The organism is Micromonospora sp. NPDC048898 (assembly GCF_043198035.1).
Lineage (GTDB): Bacteria > Actinomycetota > Actinomycetes > Mycobacteriales > Micromonosporaceae > Micromonospora.
The window spans coordinates 1-1,103 of sequence record NZ_JBICUF010000052.1 but is presented as its reverse complement, the minus strand read 5'-3'; the positions used below and the strand labels follow the sequence as shown (position 1 = coordinate 1,103).

Genomic DNA, 1,103 nt, shown 5'->3' with positions numbered 1-1,103 from the left:
TCGAGCCAGTAGCGGTGGTGTTGGAAGGGGTAGGTGGGGAGGTTGGTGAGGGGTGCGGGGGTGGTGGGTGTGGGTGGGTTGAGGTGGGCGAGGGTGGTGTGGGGGTTGTGGAGGAGGGCGATGGTGCCGGGGTGGGTGGGTTTTCCGCTGATTTCGATGATGGTGGTGGTGTCGGTGTCTTGGAGGTATTGCCATCCTTTGTGGAAGTTGACGGTGTGGCGCATGTGGTGGGCCCAGTAGGTGGGTTCGATGGTGGTGTGGGGTAGGCCGGTGCGGTTGGAGATGACGGGGATGGTGGGTGGGTGGGTGGTGAGTGTTTGGGCGGTGGTGGTGAGGGTGGTGGTGAGGGGGTCGGTGTGGCGGGAGTGGAAGGCGTGGTTGACGGCGAGTTTGCGGGTGTGGTGTCCGGCGTTTTGCAGGGTGGTGATGGCGTGGTTGATGGTGTCGGGGTCGCCGGTGATGACGGTGTCGGTGGGTGTGTTGATGGCGGCGATGTCGATGTCGAGGTTGTGGGTGGCGATGTTTTCGGGGGTGGTGTTGATGGTGGCCATGGCGCCGGGGGGCATGGTGTGCATGAGGGTGGCGCGGGTGATGACGAGGTGGGCTGCGTCGGTGAGGGTGTAGATGCCGGCGAGGTGGGCGGCGGAGAGTTCGCCGATGGAGTGGCCGATGAGGTGGTCGGGGGTGAGTCCGTGGTGTTGTAGCCAGCGGTAGCCGGCGATGTGGATGGCGAAGAGTCCGGCTTGGGTGTAGAGGGTGTCGTGGATGAGTTCGGTGGTGATGGCTTCTCGTAGTGGGGTGGGTAGGAGGGGGTCGAGGACGGTGCAGACGTCGTCGAATGCGGCGGCGAAGATGGGGTCGTTTTCGCGCATGTGGGTGCCCATGCCGATGGTTTGTGAGCCTTGTCCGGCGAACAGGACGGCGGTTTTGCCGGCGCGTCGGGTGACGACGTGGGGGTGCGGCAGGCCTTGGGCTAGGGCGTCGAGTCCGGTGAGCCAGTGTGTCGTGTCGATGGCGGCGCGGTGGGGTAGCCGGGCGCGGTGGTGCAGGGTCGTGGCGGTGTCGGCGATGGGTGTGTGTGGGTGGTTGCGGGTGTGGGTGGC

1 protein-coding gene is annotated in these 1,103 nt (G+C 65.7%); it reads right to left on the bottom strand.

The annotated features are described in order from the left end of the window. Positions 1-1,103: acyltransferase domain-containing protein (locus tag ACGFIQ_RS36230; protein WP_393250861.1), on the bottom strand; the 1,103-nt coding region annotated here is incomplete at both ends.